Consider the following 17,026-nt stretch of genomic DNA (forward strand, 5'->3'; position numbering starts at 1 on the left):
TATTATGGCTAAGCCAACTCTTGCGCCAAAATCACAGGGGATGGATACCCGTTTGTACTGCGATTACGCTCGTTTAGTACGTCTGCAAGCACAAGCAGAATCATTCAGTTTACTTCCTCACCTAAAGGCGGGTAGCGTACTCTCTGGCCGACACAATTCGTTGTTTCGCGGTCGTGGATTGAACTTCGAAGAGCTGCGCCATTACCAATTGGGTGACGATATTCGTAACCTTGATTGGAAAGTTACGATGCGTACGGGTAAGCCGCATGTACGCAGTTATACAGAAGAAAAAGATCGCAACGTAATCGTGTGTGTCGACCAGAGAAGCACAATGTTTTTTGCTTCGACGCAAGTAATGAAATCAGTTGTCGCGGCAGAGATCGCAGCGATGTGTGGGTGGCGAGTATTAAAAGATGGCGACCGAGTCGGTTTTGTCATCGCATCCCAGCAGGCGTTGTTTCACAGCAAGGCACAGCGTTCGCAAAACGATCTTCTGGCGCAACTTAAACGTCTCGCTAAAGCCAATCAATCGCTCAATGTGGACTCCCGCAATTCCGAAAAAGCAACGTTCAGTCAATGGATTGAGCTTATTAAACGCATGAAGCTCAAGCAATCCACTTTGATTTTTATCAGCGACTGGAGCGACTGCGAGGAGCACCATCTTGATCACCTTAAACAGCTACAACAGCACAACGATGTTCTTGCAGTGATGGTCAGTGACCCATTAGAACAAGCGCTACCAGACGATTTGGCAAAATCGAAATGGGTGGTTGGTGATGGGCAGTATCAACTCAATTTAGACAGCAAAGCAAAGGTAGAAGCTGCGAGCGCAAAGCTTGAGGCTCGAACTAGCTTACAGCGTCAATCACTCTCTCAACTTATGGCGATGAAACACCTTCCGCACATCGAACTCGATACGACAGGTGAGCACATTAAACAATTCCAAAAACTGGTAGGAGGGCGTTAAATGAGTGATCTTCCTACGCCTCCGAGTACCTACATACTCAGAGAGCTGCATGATGTGGCTGTACCACCCAGCGTGAGTTGGTACCCGCAAACTATTGGCTGGAAAATTTTAGCGGCGGTTGTGCTCATTGCATTGGTGTATGTCGTATATCGATTGGCTCGGCAATGGTGGCATAATCGTTACCGAAAAGAAGCTCTACTGGCGATTTCGCAAATCAAATCGAGCGACAAAGACATGCCAAAAGTATTGTTCTCTGTGCTTAAAGTAGTGCTGATTCATATTGATAGCCGCAACGCGAAATTGTTTGATACCGCCTTTCTGCGCAAGCTCGATGCGCTGTATCCGCAAACCGAAGATTCTCAAGCAAACTCGCAAATGGTTTTTAACGATGAGCTTTCAAAGTGCTGGCTACAAAGTATTGTTGACCCAAGCGTTACGCTAACCAACGAAGAGCGAGTAACGCTTATTGCTCGTGCGAAAAACTGGGTGAGTGAGCACCGTTGTGATGCTCAAAAAAGCGCGGCAAATAAATCACCACGATTGAAACGCAAAGCACATCAGGGAGGTCAACATGAATGATCTTCTTGCATCGATAACTGGTTTGTCTGGTTTTGAATTTGCTCACCCAATGTGGTTTCTGGTTTTGCCCTTGCCGTTGGTGGTGTACTACTTGGTGCCCGCATATCGCACTAAGCAAATGGCGATCAAAGTGCCGTTTTTTAGTCAGCTGGTGGAAGCGATTGGCGAGACGCCATCAGAAGGTGCAAGCCAGTTGACCCCGAGTTGGTGGCAGCGAGCAACGTTAATTCTTTCATGGCTTTTGGTGGTGTGTGCGATGACAAAACCCACCGTGTTAGGCGAGCCTCAAGTTCGCGCGAGTTTAGGCCGCGATGTGATGGTGGTGGTGGATCTTTCGGGCTCCATGGCCGAGCCAGATTTCACCTCACGTACAGGCGAAAAAATTTCTCGTCTTGATGCGGCAAAAGAAGTGCTGTCGGAGTTTGTTCAGTCTCGTAAAGGTGACCGATTAGGCTTGGTGCTTTTTGGTGATGCTGCTTTCGTGCAAACGCCATTTACCGCAGACCAAAAAGTGTGGCTCGAACTGCTTAACCAAACCGATGTGGCAATGGCAGGGCAGAGTACCCATCTTGGTGATGCGATTGGCTTAGCGATTAAAGTTTTTGAGCAAAGCGATAAGTCGCGTGGTGCTTTAGAACAAGATCAAAACCGTGAAAAAGTCGCGATTGTATTAACCGATGGTAACGACACGGGCAGTTTTGTTGAACCGATTGATGCGGCGAAAGTTGCGAAAGCCAAAGGCGTGAGAGTACACGTCATTGCGATGGGCGATCCGGAAACGATAGGTGAAACCGCGTTGGATATGGACACGATTCATCGCATTGCGAAAGAATCCGGCGGTGAAGCGTTTGAAGCACTCAACCGTGATGAACTATCGGCTGCCTACGACGAAATTGGCAAACTGGAACCTCAACTTTACGAAAGCACCACATACCGCCCAAAACAAAGCCTTCATCATTACTTGATGGCGTTAGTGGTCATCATGCATTTGCTCGCGTTCAGCGTCGCAACACTTAAAAGAAGGGCTGTTACACGATCATCATTAGGAGAGAGCGATGTTTGATTCTCTTAGTTGGACGCAATTCTTTACGCAGTTTCACTTTATTCGACCACTGTGGTTACTGGCTTTGGTCCCCATGTTTTTCTTGGTGTGGTTACGCTGGCGAGAAGAAAGCAAGCCAAGCTGGAAGGATATTCTGCCCGAACATTTACGCAATGCTTTGACGATAGGTGAGCGAGGCTGGCGTAAGCAACTGCCGCTTAAGCTCTTGATGCTGATTGTGTTCATCGCCATTGTGATTTGTGCAGGCCCAACGTGGCAACGTGAATCTTCCCCCTTTGGCGAAGATAAAGCCTCTCTGCTGGTGGTGCTTGATAACAGCGAATCGATGCTGCAAAAAGATCTCCCACCAAGCCGCCTTGAGCGTTCCAAACAGAAAATACGCGATTTGCTAGCCGTGCGAAAAGGCGGAAAAACGGGTTTAGTCGTGTTCGCGGGCAGTGCTCATGTCGCGATGCCTATAACTCAAGACAGCAAAGTATTTGACCCGTTTTTGGCGGCCATTACGCCAGAAATTATGCCCGTGCAAGGTAAGCTTGCCGAAAAAGCATTGCCGTTAATTGACCAACAATTGCAAGGTCAACCAGGCTCCACCGTTCTGTTGGTGAGTGATGGCGTTAATCCAGCCACGATTGAGCAATACCAAGCGTATTTCTCGGGCAAACCTTATCAACTGTTAATTCTTGCGGCAGGGAATGCTGACATTGTGAGTAACAACCCAATGGATTTGGATTCTCTACAAAAACTGGCTAGTCAGACTAACGGTCGATTGGTGGAAGTGACCGTCGATAATAGTGATATCGAGCAACTGAATCGATACGTTGAGCGCAATATGCAGCTTAATGGCGAATCTTCAATGCCTTGGAAAGACATGGGGTATCAACTTCTGTTCCCAATCGCGCTGATCATGATGCTGTGGTTTAGAAAAGGGTGGTTAGTGCAGTGGTGCGTGATTGTAATGGTGAGCGGCACGTTATTGATGCCAACAAGTGCATTGGCCGAGAACATTTCAGTTAAAGCCGAGCAGCCACAAGTTGTGCAAAAAGTGACGGCTTTCGACAAGGTGACGCAATGGTGGTGGGATTTGTGGCTAACGCCAGATCAACAAGGACAGCGTTTGTTCAACCAACAAGCGTATTTAGAAGCCGCGAAACACTTTGTCGATCCATTACGCAAAGGGACGGCGTACTACTACGCTAGCGAGTTTGAACTCGCCCACAGTGCGTTTTTGGAAATGCAAAACGACCCGTCCGAAGAGGTTCGAGATTACGGTCTTTATAATGCGGCGAGTGCATTGGCGCGTCAGCGTGAATATTTGGCTGCACGTGACTTGTTAAAATCCCTAGCCAACAAGCCAACGTTAAGCGAGAGGCTAAGACCGGATGTTGAGCATAACTTGAAAGTGATTGGTGGTATTGTAGAGGATATCAACCGGATGAGTGAGAGTCAGGCAGGAACGGAGCAAGAAGCATCAACCGAGCTAGGCGATAACCCTCAAACCGCAGAAGGGGCGGATGAAAAAACGTCAGCGGAGTTGATGATTAAAGAGACGTTAAGTGCAGACGACATCTTAGGTAGCCAAGAATTAGCCGACAAATGGTTAAAGCGAGTCGAAGCGGATCCTAAATACTTCTTAAATGCGAAGTTTCAGATTCAATTGCGTTCAATAGAAACCGGAGAATCAACCTCTACTGCGAACGAAAATACAGAGGAGGCGGTGCAATGATGAAAAGCCACCGTTTTACGCACTTTGCTTTACCCTTGTGGTTAGTTATCTGTTTCGGTTTCCTCCTGAGCAGTAGTGTGTTGGCTCAAGATATTCGTGACGTTCAACGAGAGCATGGTGTTGAGTTACAAGCGTGGGTTGGTAAACAACCAACGGCTGGAGAGAAGCGTAAAACACCAAGTTTTAGCGTCAATGAGCAAGTTATTTTAACCATCGAAGTGGCAACGCCGCGTTGGTTTACGGGTGGTACGAGAATTGGCAATATTGAAATACCCAATGTTATCGCCAAACAGCGTAATCAACTAGCAACCAACTTTACTGAGCAAAAAGAGGGACAAACTTGGTCGCGTCAACGCTGGGAAGTGACTTTGTATCCACAAGCATCTGGTGATTTTGTGATTCCACCTGTCGCTGTGGGCGTTCAGGTGTCGGCGCCGGATGGCGAGAAGGTGTCAGGCACACTTTATACGCAGCCGATTAAGTTCAAAACTGTCTTGCCATCGGGATTGTTGAGCGGTGATACGCCTTGGTTTTCTGCAACGCACGTAGACGTAAAACAAGAGTGGGAAACCTCCACTGAGTCACTCAAAGTTGGGGATGCAATCACGCGTAAAATCACCATTTTGGCTCATGATTCGCTATCTGTGTTGCTACCAGACTTGTTGAAAGGAGAATCAACAACCCGTTACCAAGCGTATCCTCAACCGCACCGTCTTACAGATACGCAAACACGTGGTGACTACCAGTCAACACGCACAGAAGAGAGTGTGTACGTGATTCAACAAGGTGGTGAATTAACCCTGCCAGATTATGAGTTCCGTTGGTGGAACAGTAAGACTCAACAAGTGGAAACGGTGGTGTTAGAGGGCAAAACATTTGCTGCGAAGCACACGTTGAAATCCTTCATCAAAACGTACTTTGCATGGATTGTATCCACGCTTGTATTTCTGGGTTTTGTGATTATTTCATTGGTAGCCATTAAACGTTACTACCGCAACAGACCGACACCAGCATGGCTGACGTTCCACCGTTTGTTAAAGGCTAAACGTTGGTCTGAAGCAAGGACCATATTGTACAAACAATTGCGTTTAAATACGGCCGAGCTAGAAATGACCAAAGCCGATACGAGTGAATCGTGGCAAAAAAGTGCGTCGCGAATGCAAAATGGTGAAAATAGCGCTCATTTACTGAAGTCGATGTGGCGCAAAGTCCAGACCAAACAAAAACGCTTTAAATTCCGTATTCCGCGAGCGTTACCAGAACTGGACAAAGTCATTGGAAGAGATGGCAATGAATAAAACGGGGCGCTAATATAGCGCCTCGTTTTTATTAGAGAATAGAGTTCAAATGAGCCAAGAGTTTATGCGCCGCGCATTGGAAGTGTCCAAAAATGCGCTTCCTGAATGTCAACCCAACCCGCCGGTTGGCTGCGTGTTAGTGAAAGACAATCAAATCGTTTCTGAAGGTCATACTCAAGCGATTGGTGGCAATCACGCGGAAGTGGAAGCGCTGAATGCGTATCAAGGCTCGTTAGAATCGGTGACGGCATACGTTACGCTGGAACCGTGTTCGTTTGTTGGTCGCACGCCAGCTTGCGCGGTGACATTAGTCAAATCCGGCATAAGCAAAGTCGTCGTAGCCATATTGGACCCCGACCCGCGCAACAGTGGTCGAGGTATCGAGATTCTAAAACAAGCAGGTATAGAGGTAGAAACGGGTTTGTGCGGCGAGGAAGTCAGCGAGTTTCTTACCCCTTACCTAGGCAAAGCCTAAGTCAAGCTTTACGTTGCACTATGGTGCCAGTTTATGTGGTGAATGAAGTGCGTCAAAATTGAGTTAAAACTCATTAAAACAAGCGATACCGCCCATTTATTGCACTTGGCTACGTGAAGGATCATGCTGTTAGATTAAAATAGAGAAAGTGACTTTTGAAAAATTTAATAGCATGAAACCGACCGACCTTAATCTTATTCCCATTTTCACTGCCATCTATGAAGAGCGTAACTTGTCTCGGGCGGCGGCGCGTTTAAACATCACCCAGCCTGCGGTGAGTAAAGCGCTAGCAAGGCTACGTGATATCTACGATGATCCATTGTTTCATCGTTGCGTTAAAGGTGTCGAGCCTACCTCGTTTGCGATGGATATTTATCCTGCTCTTCTAGCTTCAGTACAAAATTTCACTTCGACATTATCGGCCTCTAGTGAGTTTGACCCTAAAGTGTCGAATAGAGTGTTTTCTATTGCCTGTGTGTCCGTTGCAAGCTTTGAGTTGCTACCTCAAGTCATGAAACAAATCCGTGTGTCGGCGCCAAATGTTGCATTAGAAGTACATCCGCTTTTTACGGAAGATTTTGAAAGTGATCTGCGGTTACAACGATACGATTTGATCATTGATATCACACCAAGAGCAAGAACGGTGTTAAAACTGGAAACTGTACTTACGGAGCGTTTGGTGGTGGTATGTAGCGAAGCGCATCCACGCCTGAATGACGAGATTACGGCTGAACAATTTTTTGAAGAAGAACACGTAGTGGTTTCGCAGTGGCAGAGTCGTAAGAGCTTGTTAAACGCCGATGACATTGTCGACTTGGATAAGAGAAAGATTAAGTATCGAGCCTCAGGCGTACTAGAAATGCTCCCAATTATTTGTGGTAGTGAATACATTGGTTTAATGCCAGAGTCGATGATCAACTTGTTCAATAACACCTATCATGTTAAATCTTTATCAATGCCATTTGATGAACAAATGTATGAGCTTTGCACAATCTGGCATCCTAGTCGCACAAACGACAGCGCCCATCAGTGGTTGCGTTCACAGATTAAGCAAGCAGGAAAAGTCATCAACCAATAGGAAGTGCAATGAAAAAGACAATACGTGCCATCCTTAACGGAAAAAAAGCTGGGAATCCAGAGTTAAGAGATGCAATCATGAAAATGAGAGACAAAGGCATCGACGTACAGGTGCGTGTGACGTGGGAATCTCAAGACATGCCGCGGCTAGTAAAAGAAGCGGTTGATGAAGGCATTGAACGTATTGTTGTCGCTGGTGGCGATGGGACCGTCAATGAGGCGGCTTCTGCGATTATTCAAATTGACAAAGAAAAACGTCCTGAGTTAGCAATTATTCCACTTGGTACCGCCAATGACTTTGCTACCGCTATTCAAGTACCTAATTCCATTAAGGCGTCTTTATCTCTTGCTGTTGAGGGGCAGTCCGCTTTGGTCGATTGCGTCAAAGCGAACGATCGCTGCTTTATTAACGTGGCAACAGCAGGGTTTGGCGCAGAAGTTACAGCAGAAACGCCTGTTGAACTCAAAAACTTTCTTGGCGGCGGAGCTTACACGCTAACTGGTGTTGTAAAAGCACTTGGCTTTAAACCATATGACGGAACAATAACGATTGAAGGTGGTGCGTATCAGGGAGAAATGTTGCTCGGTGCGTTTTGTAATGGGCGCCTTGCTGGAGGTGGGCAAGAGTTAGCTCCAAAAGCGATGATTAATGATGGGCTGATGGATCTAACATTGGTGCGCCCATTTTTACCTCATGAGCTGCCTAAAGTAATCGACGAGATCAATAACCCGAGTGAGAAAGGAGAGTTTGTGAAGTACACAAGAGCAAGCTGGTTGGAGATAGACTTCCCGAATCCATTGCCTCTTAATTTAGATGGAGAACCTTATCATTCGAGAACCATTAGATTTGATGTTCAGCCTAAGAGTATACGATTAGTCGTACCGCAAGATTGCCCTTGCTTGACTAGCTAAACGAGCGTTTTCCATGATTATTGCTTAACACAGCCACTAAAATGTGGCTGTGTTGCTTGTGTTGAGGTATCAGTCAACCTCTTAACGTTTTTGAATGGTCTCAACGTCTATCTGCGTAGTTGTCCAATCTGAGTCAACCTCTCCTCGAATCATTACGGTATCTTTTGGTGTCACTTCTTGACCCATCCAATCTTCGTTGTCGATCTCTACTTCGATCTCACCAGTGTTGTCTTTGAACAAGTAAGTCTCGTTACCAAATGATTGAACAATATGCCCGGTTAGCACTACAGCGCTGTCGTCGGTTGCGTTGCGCGCCTCTTTCACCGTATTGATTGCACTGACTTCTGGACCATTAAACGCGGCGAAAGCCGAGCTTGAAAGTAGGGCAAGCATGGATGTTAACAATACTCTTTTCATTATCATCTCCTTATATTAGAAGTAATAAGTTGTGCCTACGTTAAAGGATGCAGTGTTTGCGTAGCTGTCTAGTTGGTATTTAGCGTTTGCGCCAATGGTGAGCTTTGGCAACACTTGGTATTCCGCGCCCACAGAGAACATTGCGCCTAACTCGTTGCTTTTCTCCGAGCTATGGAAAAGCGTGTTGCTTATTTCCACATCGTCATTCGCGACAAGCTCATATTCTTGATGTTGAGCAACCTTGGCGTCGTATTGTGTGTAAGTTAAACCCGCTTTGAATTTTGTTGTCCATTTATCACTTAATGCATAGCTAAACACTGGTGCTAGCGAGACTTGTTTGGCTGTGATAGAGGCATCCCAATCCATTTCATGATGGTAATCTTTGCCATCAATTGTCTTGATACCAAGGTTCTTAGAACGGCCGTCATCAAGGTCAAACTGGCTGTAACCTAGCTCAATTGCCCAATTGTCATTAAACGAGTAACCGATAAAACCTGAGAAGATACCACCCTCAAGTTCTGGATTAAGCGTTACATTTTCAGATGAAAAGTGAGGTTCCAAGTCATGGTCAGTGGTGCCTAGTCCATATTCCAGACCTACATAAGGAGCCGCAGATACCGAAACTGAGCAGGTAACGAGTAACGCAAGAATGGTTTTGTTCATTTTATTTTGCCTCTTCAAATCAACTTAATGAGTAGAAGCGCATTGTGTGTGATGAAGCGTGAAGTGATCGTGAAGAAACAAAAATATTTCAGAAAAAGAGCAAGGTGCGGTAAAAAAGAAATTGTTTTAATGAATATGCGCCAAGCTCTTTATATAAAGAGAGTTAACTTGCGGCGACGTAACACACCGCAAATGGCACATTAAGGCGAGTAAACTCTTTAATCCAACGCCATTGGTTGTCTTGGAGTTTATCTCCTGGGCCTTTTACTTCAATCCATTCGAACTCGTTTCCTTTGAAAGCAATCAGATCAGGCATCCCATTGCGGTAAAGCTTTAGGTCACTCAATTGTATTTTAAATAGCGCCACCAACATGCTAGTTGGGATTGTATCGAGTGCCGTTTCGAGTAGCTCTTTACTTATTAAGCTCCAATGCACAAATGGATTGCTGATACCAAACTTCTCATCGTACCTAGTTAACAACGTATGAGTATTGCCCGTTTCCAACTCATCAAACGTCGCATCTATCAAAGCTTGGCGTTTGGTAACAAAATCAGAATGGTACAAATCTAAAGGACGGTGTTGATAGGCATTGATGAATGCGCCTTCGATGGGAGCGAAAATCGCATCCCAAAAAGTGAGACCAAGTAATGCATTAAGCAGTGCATTTTCGGCGTAAAATACAGTCCAGCCTAAGGACTCAAAATACGCTTTGCTGGCGAGTTCGACTCTCTGTTGAGATAAATCCAGTTCAAGGCGGTATTCCGTACAGGTTGGCTTCGTCACTCTTGGCACTTTCTCGCCTTGTTTTCGTTTTAACCGTTGCTCAAGTTTTTGTGCAACTTCGAGCTCAGACACATCGATCGGTGAGTTAAGCATATCTGTGACAATGTCACCAAATAAATCATCATGGTTTAATTTGTCATAGATACGTGCGCGTCGTTCTCGGCTCGGTGTGAGTTGAGTTTGGCCAAATAGAGATAGGGCGGTCTCTAGATCATTAAGCCGTTCGTAATCACGTGCTATGTCATTCAACATGTGCTCGCGTTTACGATCTACGTAACGGTGTTTAACGGGCTGAGGCATTGCCTCAATTAATAAGTCGAGATTGGCTTTGTCTTTTCGGTCAAATTGCCAGTACAGGTTGGCCAACTGGCTCAGTTCAATTAAGCGGTCTATTTGCTCACGTGAATCAAAGAAACGGCGCACTTTACTCAATTGATATTGCTCGAACTGATGCAAACCTAAGTCATCAAGCACAAACTGACTTAAGTCTTGATGGGTGTTGGCAAAAAACAGAGTGAGTAACACGTCGATCATATGAGCAGAATTGAGTTTGACGATCGTAAACTCAAGCCGCTCTATACGATCAAATTCCGTATTACTCAAATGTTCGACAAGGGCGTCTTTCTTGAGTGATTTCGGCAGTTCGGGATAAAGCGCGGAGATTTCTGGTTTGGTCAGTAAATTAGCCGCTAACTCTTGATGAGAAAGGGGTGGGGAAAGGGCTACAAACTCATGCTGACTCAATTCTGCCAGTGCTTCATTGATAGAAGGTATTTCTTGATAACTCAGCTTATCACTTCGAAACCAACATCCCTTTCGGCTGTATAAACGCACCAAAAGGCACTGGGCGTGTTTGCTCAAAGAATCAAACGAGCAAAGCCATGCGTGTTCTTCCTTGGTCAGTAAATCGCTGTACCAAGTTATTGCGTGATGAGTCAGCTTGAAGAAGTTCTCTAGATAGTAGTCTGGTGCAAGTTCGATAGGGCTTTCCATAAACGACCGATAACAAAAAAGGCTTAACCCATAGGTTAAGCCTTTTCGCTATCAAATCAATTCGCAATTATGCGTTTTTTAGCTGTGCTACTTTCGCTTCAGACAATGGCTTAGTGATGAACGCTAGTACGATACATACTGCCATCATTGCTGAAGAAATTGTGTAAGCCAAGGTGTAGCCGTCGCCATTTGTCATCGAGAAACCAACAACCGCTGCGCCGATTGCACCACCGATACCCCATGCTGTGTAAAGCACGCCGTAGTTAGTGCCGTAGTTTTTCAGACCGTAGAACTCAGCCGTTAGAGTAGGGAATACCGCTAGAAGTGTGCCGTAACCTACCGCTGCGATTGCTGTACCGATGATCAGTGTAAACTCAGAGTCGAACGTCGCGAACAGCACCATGTTTACGCCTTGTAGAACGAACGCGAGTAGAAGCGTACGAACACCGCCGATTTTATCTGCAAGCATACCCGCGGCAACACGACCGCCAGAGTTAAATACAGCAAGAATAGACGCTAGGTAAACCGCGTTTGGCAAGTTTGCTTGAACGCTTGCGATTGTCGTGATGTTACCAATGATCATTAGACCAACAGAAGCTGCAAACGCGTACATGATCCATAGAGAGTAGAACTGTGGCGTTTTCAACATTGCTTTCCAAGTTAAGTCATCTGACTTTTTCACCGCTTTAGGTGCTTGGCCTTCTTTTACTTTAGGCTCCGCAGGTGTGTAGTCTGCTGGTGGGTTGTTGATGGTTGCTGCAAGAGGAACCGCAATCGCTAGGATACCAACACCAAGAACCATAAAGCTAGTTTGAATGCCCATGCTGTCTATTAGCGCAGAAGTTACTGGCGCAAGGTAAATAGCCGCTAGACCAAAACCTGCCGCAATAATGCCGTTAACCATACCTTTCTTCGAAGCGTGGAACCACTTCATCGCAGAAGGTGATAGGCATGCGTAACCAAAACCGATACCTGCACCTGTGATCACACCGAAGGTAATGTTCAGCATGAGTGGAGTGTCAACAAAGCCAGACGCGATCATGCCCAGACCTGTAAGAACAGTACCTAGGATAAGGATCATTCGAGGGCCCATGCGGTCTTGAAGAACACCTGCAATAAGAAGACAGATAGAGAAAGTGATGGTTGCAGTTGCGTAAGGTGCAGAAGCTTCTGCAGCACTCCAGCCTGATTCAGTTACCAGTGCCTTGTTGAATACACTCCAAGCATACAGGATGCCAAGACAAAGGTTGATACAGAACCCTGCTAACAGGATGCGCATAGCTTTATCAATCTTGCTCATTTTTATTCTCAGTTTTTCCTCTTATTGGCAATGCCGCAAAGAAGGTTGGTTTAAAGATGTTTTTTCTCAAAATTAGTTTGCGTTTTTCAACGTTTAACGCAATGAGCGCGGATTATAACCAATAAATATGTGATTGGAATCTCTTTTTACGGTTACTGATAAAATAATTTGCAACATTAAAAGTGGATGTGAATTCATGGTTTTGTATGTAGCAAGAACGTTGTAAAAAAGTGATATTTTTTGTTCGCTAATAACGAATGATGAGTCAAGACAGAGAGGTTTTACGCTGTTGAGTGCACAGTTCACATTTCAAATAAAAAATTTCAAAATGTTTCCATGTTAACCATTTGTAACAAAAATGGCGAATTTATCATCTAACTGTCGTAAGTATCAGATGCAAAGGGTTTCTTAATTTTTAATTGTTAACCTTTTGTAATAATTGAAGCTGATTAGCTTTTATGTTCATTAAGTGAGCAAAAAAGTAACTTGTAATTGCTGATTTTAGGCGCAGAATATAGTGAAAAATGAGTTTTCATTTATGAAGGGATGCTTTTTAGATTTGTTGTGAGGTGACTTATGAAACTGTTCCTATTACTCATGGCTTCGGTATCCGCTGGTATCGCATCAGCAGACCACATCCATTCATTTATGTTGGGCTTATCTATTGCTTCTTTAGCGGTAGGTAGCTGTTATTTCTTCGCATTTCGCAGCTCGCGCTTTCCACAGCTTGCTTTATTCCTACTCATTTGCGGTATGCTTTCTAAGTTGACGATAACCGTAGTCGGTGTGATGTGGGGAATGTCCGCGGAATTAATCACGTCTCCAATCGTATTCGCACTTTCATATTTATTCTTTTCGCTTGCCGTTACCTACTTATGGTTTAGCTACAGAGAGAGCATCACTAAGATTCCTGACCGATTTAAGTCAGCGTAAATCAACACATTAGAATAAAAAAAACGCCAGCACATTTGCTGGCGTTTTTAATTAAACGTAATTTTGTTCGGATATTGCTTTTAGTTTGATCGTGGCAATACCGTTAGGCACTCATTGGAACAAGCACCATAGTACCAATAATCACCGTGATAAGGCCTGCTAGAACTGGAACGGATGTGCGTTTTACAACCTCAAACGGGCTGATGTTTGCCATACCTGATGTCGCAACGATTACGCCAGATACTGGTGAGATAGTACGGCCTAGGTTTGATGCTTGAAGCATCGGGATAATTAGGAAAGCAGGGTTTAATCCCATTTTCGCAGCCAAAGATGGTGCTAACTCCACGAACGCATAGAAAGGCGCGTTACCCGAACCCGTTGCAATTGCTGCTGCAACTGTCAATGCAGTTAGAATAAGCATTAAAGCAACGCCGCCTGCACCAGCATTATCTGCTAGATGAAGTAGGTTATCGATAGCTCCGATAGACATCAGACCTTGTGCAAAAACCCCAGCGGCAACCAAAAGCATCACAACGCCTTTGAACGCGTCAGCCATGCCTGCGTAACAAGAATCTAAATCTTCTAGTGATTTCTTACCATCGAACTTATTTACAACATAATGGATCAGAGCTCCAAGGAAAATCGAACCAACCACAATAGTGTAGATGTCTAGACTAAGTCCTGGAATGGTACGACCGTTGAATAGGAAAACGCCGATGATAGGTAGAAAAGGAAGAGCTGCATAAAACGCTGGTGCGTCAGCTTTGATCTCTGATACATCAATTTTTTCCATTGGTGTATTTTCTTTCTTATCTAAGTATTTGTTCCAGAAGAACGCTGCCGCTGCCATGACGATGATTGCGCAAATAGAAACAGGCAACACAGTTTGTACCGCAAACACATCAAGCTCTAAACCAGACTTTTCTGCTGCGATAACAACATCACCAGAAGTAGGAGAAAGGATGATTGCCGCTGGAGAGGCACACACTGCAACGGCTGCTGGACGAGAAATGCCCATCGCGACCATCATTGGGAATAATGTCGCCATTAATAGTACGCCAAGGCCTGTTGCAGAACTTACCGCAAGAGACATTAAACACGCCACAATGTAAGCCGCTACCAAAAGGACGTAAGGAGACTTGATGACAGAAAGCGGTTTAGAGAACTGTTTCACTACCACGTTGTTCGCGCCGATATGAGTCATGTATGACGCAAAACCACAAAGCAGCATGATTTGCATACCAAGACCGCCACCGCGGTATTGAAGCATGTATTTCACGTATTCAAGCGCATCTGTCACCATGTTACCAGTTGAGGTGATTTTTGACGGCAGCACGTCGTGCCCCAAAACGCCAGTCATAAGAAGTAAAGCAATACCAGCGGTCAGTAACACGCCCGCAGCTTTATAGCCTTTGACAATAAAGTAACCCACCGCAATGGTAACCACTAAGCCAATTAAGAGCTCTAACATAGGGATCTCCGAATGTTATGTGAAAAAGAAAGAAACTGTTTCAGTTTATGACAAGGAATTTACAGAATTCTTAGCTGTGGCACGAGACAAATATGGGGCTTGCATGATCTGAGACAAATAATAATTTAATAAATAATTTCGTTAGATTGTATTGTTGGAATTTGGTTTTCTAAGTGTTATGTGCTGGTTTGAAGCTATTTATAGGAAGGAAAATATGACTAGGAAAGTGAATGAATAAAGAGTGAATTGATTCACAATAGGAAAAAGACTTTACTCAGTAAGCAATTATTGGAAAACACTCTTCACAACAAAAAAGCTTCGCCGAAGCGAAGCTAAGTAATCGTAAGAATGAGGATAAACTATGCGTATCGACGAACCATAAGGTTCCAACTACGCTGCTGCCGTTCGAACTCTGCTTTAATTTGCTGGTACTTCATTTTCGTTACAGAACATTCGTATTTTTTTACCACACTGGCAGTTTTGGCACCGAGTACTTCTTTGCGCATCTCGTAGTATTCCTGCATGTGATGAACTAAAGTATCAAACTCGTGCTGTAGCTGATCGAGGATTGTTTGCGTGTTCGGTTTCGATTCTAGCTTTTCTCTTGCTTTCTTCAAAAGTTGACTCGCACGGGCTTTTTCAATTCTAAATGTAGGCGTTGTGCGCAACTTAGATGTGAGTCCTAGCCAAGAACATGACTTTATCAACCACTTCGTTGGGTCGTAATGCCACCAATACACGCCATTGCGATAGTCATTCTCGAAAATATGATGGAAATTATGGTAACCCTCTCCAAATGTGAAAAAGGCGAGTACACCATTATCGCGAGCAGTGTTTTTGTCTGTGAAAGTTTGCTTACCCCAAATATGTGCGAGGGAGTTAATGAAAAAAGTCGTATGGTGACTCATAAAGAGTCGAGCCGCACCAACGACCAATAACATCCCCCAGATATCACCGTAGATCAGTCCGAGCATGACTGGGAAACCAATATTAGTCAGTAGGGCAAGTGGAACATAATACTTATGCTGCCACATGACGATTTTGTCGCGCTTTAGATCACGGCAGTTTGTATATTCGTTTTCCTTTGATTTATTGTAATCACGTAACATCCACCCAATGTGAGAATACCAAAAACCCCGCTTGGCTGAGTACGGATCTTTATCGTTATTGTCGACATGTTTGTGATGCACACGATGATCAGAAGACCAATGTAATGCACTATTTTGCAAAGAAAATGCTCCTCCAATCGCAAAAATGGCGCGCAAAATAGGATGAGCTTCGTATGTTTTGTGGCTCCAGAGACGATGATAGCCTGCTGTAATAGAAAGGTTAGTAAAACTAAATGCAATCACTCCCCAAATTAGATGTTCCCAACCCAGTCCAAAATGATATGCATACCAAGGCATTACAATAAAAGTTAGAACAAAACTGGCAGAAAATATTAATGTATTCAACCAGATAACAGGTGGTTTGTTTTGAGTCACAGGTGTATCCCTAACTTTGAGCTAACAACTGTTCGCCAGAATATCAGCGTACACATGTAAGTCAAATTAAAGTTAGACAAATGTGACTATTCCTTTGGGTGTAGATTAAGGAACTTGATGGGATATTTTGCTTTTAATTGAATAATGAGTAGTATTAAAAAATGAGCTCTGGCTTAAGGTGTATAAAATCTGCCAAGAAACAAGTGTTATAAAGGTGGAATATACCGAGACTCTATAAAGAAGCAAAAATGTAAGAAAATAGGAATACGTAATGGATTTACGATTAGCGGAATATAAGGACTACGAGCGCATTGCGCATCTTCATGCGGATAGCTGGAAGCGTCATTACCGTGGCATTCTTAGTGATAACTATCTTGAGAAAGAAGCGATTGACGACAAACTACTGATTTGGCAAACCCGTTTGACCAACCCACCATTCAATCAGCACATTGTCTTGGCGGAGGAGGGAGGTTTGCTACTTGGCTTTGTTTGTGTGTTCGGCAACCATGATTTCGAGCGTGGAACCTTTATTGACGCATTGCATGTTGATGACAGTTACCGTGGTCGTGGGATTGGTAAGCAGCTATTACTTGCTGTCGCAGAATGGCAACAGCAGTACTTTAAAGACACAGGTCTTTATTTAGAAGTTGTGTCGCAAAACATTTCTGCGATTGAATTCTATCGCCACATTGGTGGTCAAGAGGATCAAGAGCGAACTTGGCGCGCACCTGATGGCAAAGAGGTGTTAGAAAAAGTATTCCGTTGGAAGAACGCCCAGTCATTAGTTAGTGGGATTGAGGAAAACGTGATTTACTCCTAACCTAGCGTTCTAAAACATTAGATAAGAGCAGTCTCAACACTGCTCTTTTTTGTTTATGCACCCTAAC

At 44.4% G+C, this 17,026-nt stretch carries 16 protein-coding genes; 10 read left to right on the forward strand and 6 right to left on the reverse strand.

Features of this window, described 5'->3' with window-relative positions; all coding sequences use genetic code 11:
* Positions 1 to 4: 4 nt before the first annotated feature.
* The 8 genes from R7F67_RS04455 to yegS all read left to right on the forward strand — a co-directional run bounded on the left by R7F67_RS04455 (position 5) and on the right by yegS (position 8,094).
* Positions 5 to 967, forward strand: coding sequence for a DUF58 domain-containing protein (locus R7F67_RS04455; RefSeq protein ID WP_258475439.1), 963 nt, complete (start codon positions 5 to 7; stop codon positions 965 to 967).
* Positions 968 to 1,546 (forward strand): DUF4381 domain-containing protein, encoded by a 579-nt coding sequence (locus R7F67_RS04460; RefSeq protein ID WP_054729304.1) that lies wholly within the window; start codon positions 968 to 970, stop codon positions 1,544 to 1,546.
* Entirely contained in the window at positions 1,539 to 2,609 is a 1,071-nt protein-coding gene (locus tag R7F67_RS04465; protein ID WP_222716375.1) for a vWA domain-containing protein, read from the forward strand. The genes R7F67_RS04460 and R7F67_RS04465 overlap by 8 nt, the downstream gene beginning before the upstream one ends.
* Positions 2,602 to 4,332 (forward strand): vWA domain-containing protein, encoded by a 1,731-nt coding sequence (locus tag R7F67_RS04470; protein WP_213966174.1) that lies wholly within the window; start codon positions 2,602 to 2,604, stop codon positions 4,330 to 4,332. The genes R7F67_RS04465 and R7F67_RS04470 overlap by 8 nt, the downstream gene beginning before the upstream one ends.
* On the forward strand, positions 4,329 to 5,630 hold the full coding sequence (locus tag R7F67_RS04475; RefSeq protein ID WP_318057007.1) for a BatD family protein: 1,302 nt from the start codon (positions 4,329 to 4,331) through the stop codon (positions 5,628 to 5,630). Before R7F67_RS04470 ends, R7F67_RS04475 begins: the two co-directional genes overlap by 4 nt.
* Before the next feature lie 49 nt (positions 5,631 to 5,679).
* On the forward strand, positions 5,680 to 6,105 hold the full coding sequence (locus R7F67_RS04480; RefSeq protein WP_005376542.1) for a bifunctional diaminohydroxyphosphoribosylaminopyrimidine deaminase/5-amino-6-(5-phosphoribosylamino)uracil reductase RibD: 426 nt from the start codon (positions 5,680 to 5,682) through the stop codon (positions 6,103 to 6,105).
* A gap of 172 nt (positions 6,106 to 6,277) precedes the next feature.
* A complete protein-coding gene (locus tag R7F67_RS04485; RefSeq protein ID WP_005376541.1) occupies positions 6,278 to 7,183 on the forward strand; it encodes a LysR family transcriptional regulator in 906 nt (301 codons plus the stop codon).
* An 8-nt stretch (positions 7,184 to 7,191) separates the two neighbouring features.
* The gene (gene yegS / locus R7F67_RS04490) at positions 7,192 to 8,094 is read left to right on the forward strand and encodes a lipid kinase YegS (protein ID WP_017635356.1); all 903 of its coding nucleotides are present in this window, start codon (positions 7,192 to 7,194) and stop codon (positions 8,092 to 8,094) included.
* Positions 8,095 to 8,175: 81 nt separating this feature from the next.
* On the opposite strand, the gene R7F67_RS04495 is transcribed toward yegS, so the two are convergent.
* From R7F67_RS04495 to R7F67_RS04510, 4 genes are all read right to left on the reverse strand, one after another.
* Positions 8,176 to 8,511, reverse strand: coding sequence for a YgiW/YdeI family stress tolerance OB fold protein (locus R7F67_RS04495; protein WP_017635355.1), 336 nt, complete (start codon positions 8,509 to 8,511; stop codon positions 8,176 to 8,178).
* Positions 8,512 to 8,526: 15 nt separating this feature from the next.
* Complete coding sequence (locus tag R7F67_RS04500) at positions 8,527 to 9,174, reverse strand: AcfA family outer membrane beta-barrel protein (protein ID WP_017635354.1); 648 nt, start codon at positions 9,172 to 9,174, stop codon at positions 8,527 to 8,529.
* 163 nt (positions 9,175 to 9,337) lie between these two features.
* Complete coding sequence (locus R7F67_RS04505; RefSeq protein WP_017635353.1) at positions 9,338 to 10,951, reverse strand: VRR-NUC domain-containing protein; 1,614 nt, start codon at positions 10,949 to 10,951, stop codon at positions 9,338 to 9,340.
* Between the two features lie 67 nt (positions 10,952 to 11,018).
* On the reverse strand, positions 11,019 to 12,251 hold the full coding sequence (locus tag R7F67_RS04510) for an OFA family MFS transporter (protein ID WP_262659667.1): 1,233 nt from the start codon (positions 12,249 to 12,251) through the stop codon (positions 11,019 to 11,021).
* 576 nt (positions 12,252 to 12,827) lie between these two features.
* On the opposite strand from R7F67_RS04510, the gene R7F67_RS04515 reads away from it, so the two are divergent.
* Entirely contained in the window at positions 12,828 to 13,184 is a 357-nt protein-coding gene (locus R7F67_RS04515) for a hypothetical protein (protein WP_005376535.1), read from the forward strand.
* Between the two features lie 103 nt (positions 13,185 to 13,287).
* Here the strand turns inward: R7F67_RS04515 and dcuC are convergent, their stop codons facing one another.
* Together dcuC and R7F67_RS04525 are read right to left on the reverse strand one after the other, a co-directional pair.
* Positions 13,288 to 14,655, reverse strand: a complete 1,368-nt coding sequence (gene dcuC / locus R7F67_RS04520) for an anaerobic C4-dicarboxylate transporter DcuC (protein ID WP_005376528.1) — start codon at positions 14,653 to 14,655, stop codon at positions 13,288 to 13,290.
* Between the two features lie 359 nt (positions 14,656 to 15,014).
* A complete protein-coding gene (locus R7F67_RS04525; RefSeq protein WP_017821552.1) occupies positions 15,015 to 16,139 on the reverse strand; it encodes an acyl-CoA desaturase in 1,125 nt (374 codons plus the stop codon).
* Positions 16,140 to 16,410: 271 nt separating this feature from the next.
* On the opposite strand from R7F67_RS04525, the gene R7F67_RS04530 reads away from it, so the two are divergent.
* Entirely contained in the window at positions 16,411 to 16,959 is a 549-nt protein-coding gene (locus R7F67_RS04530; RefSeq protein WP_005376525.1) for a GNAT family N-acetyltransferase, read from the forward strand.
* Positions 16,960 to 17,026: the final 67 nt, after the last annotated feature.

Source organism: Vibrio sp. YT-17, assembly GCF_033337375.1.
GTDB classification, from domain to species: Bacteria; Pseudomonadota; Gammaproteobacteria; order Enterobacterales; family Vibrionaceae; genus Vibrio; species Vibrio alginolyticus.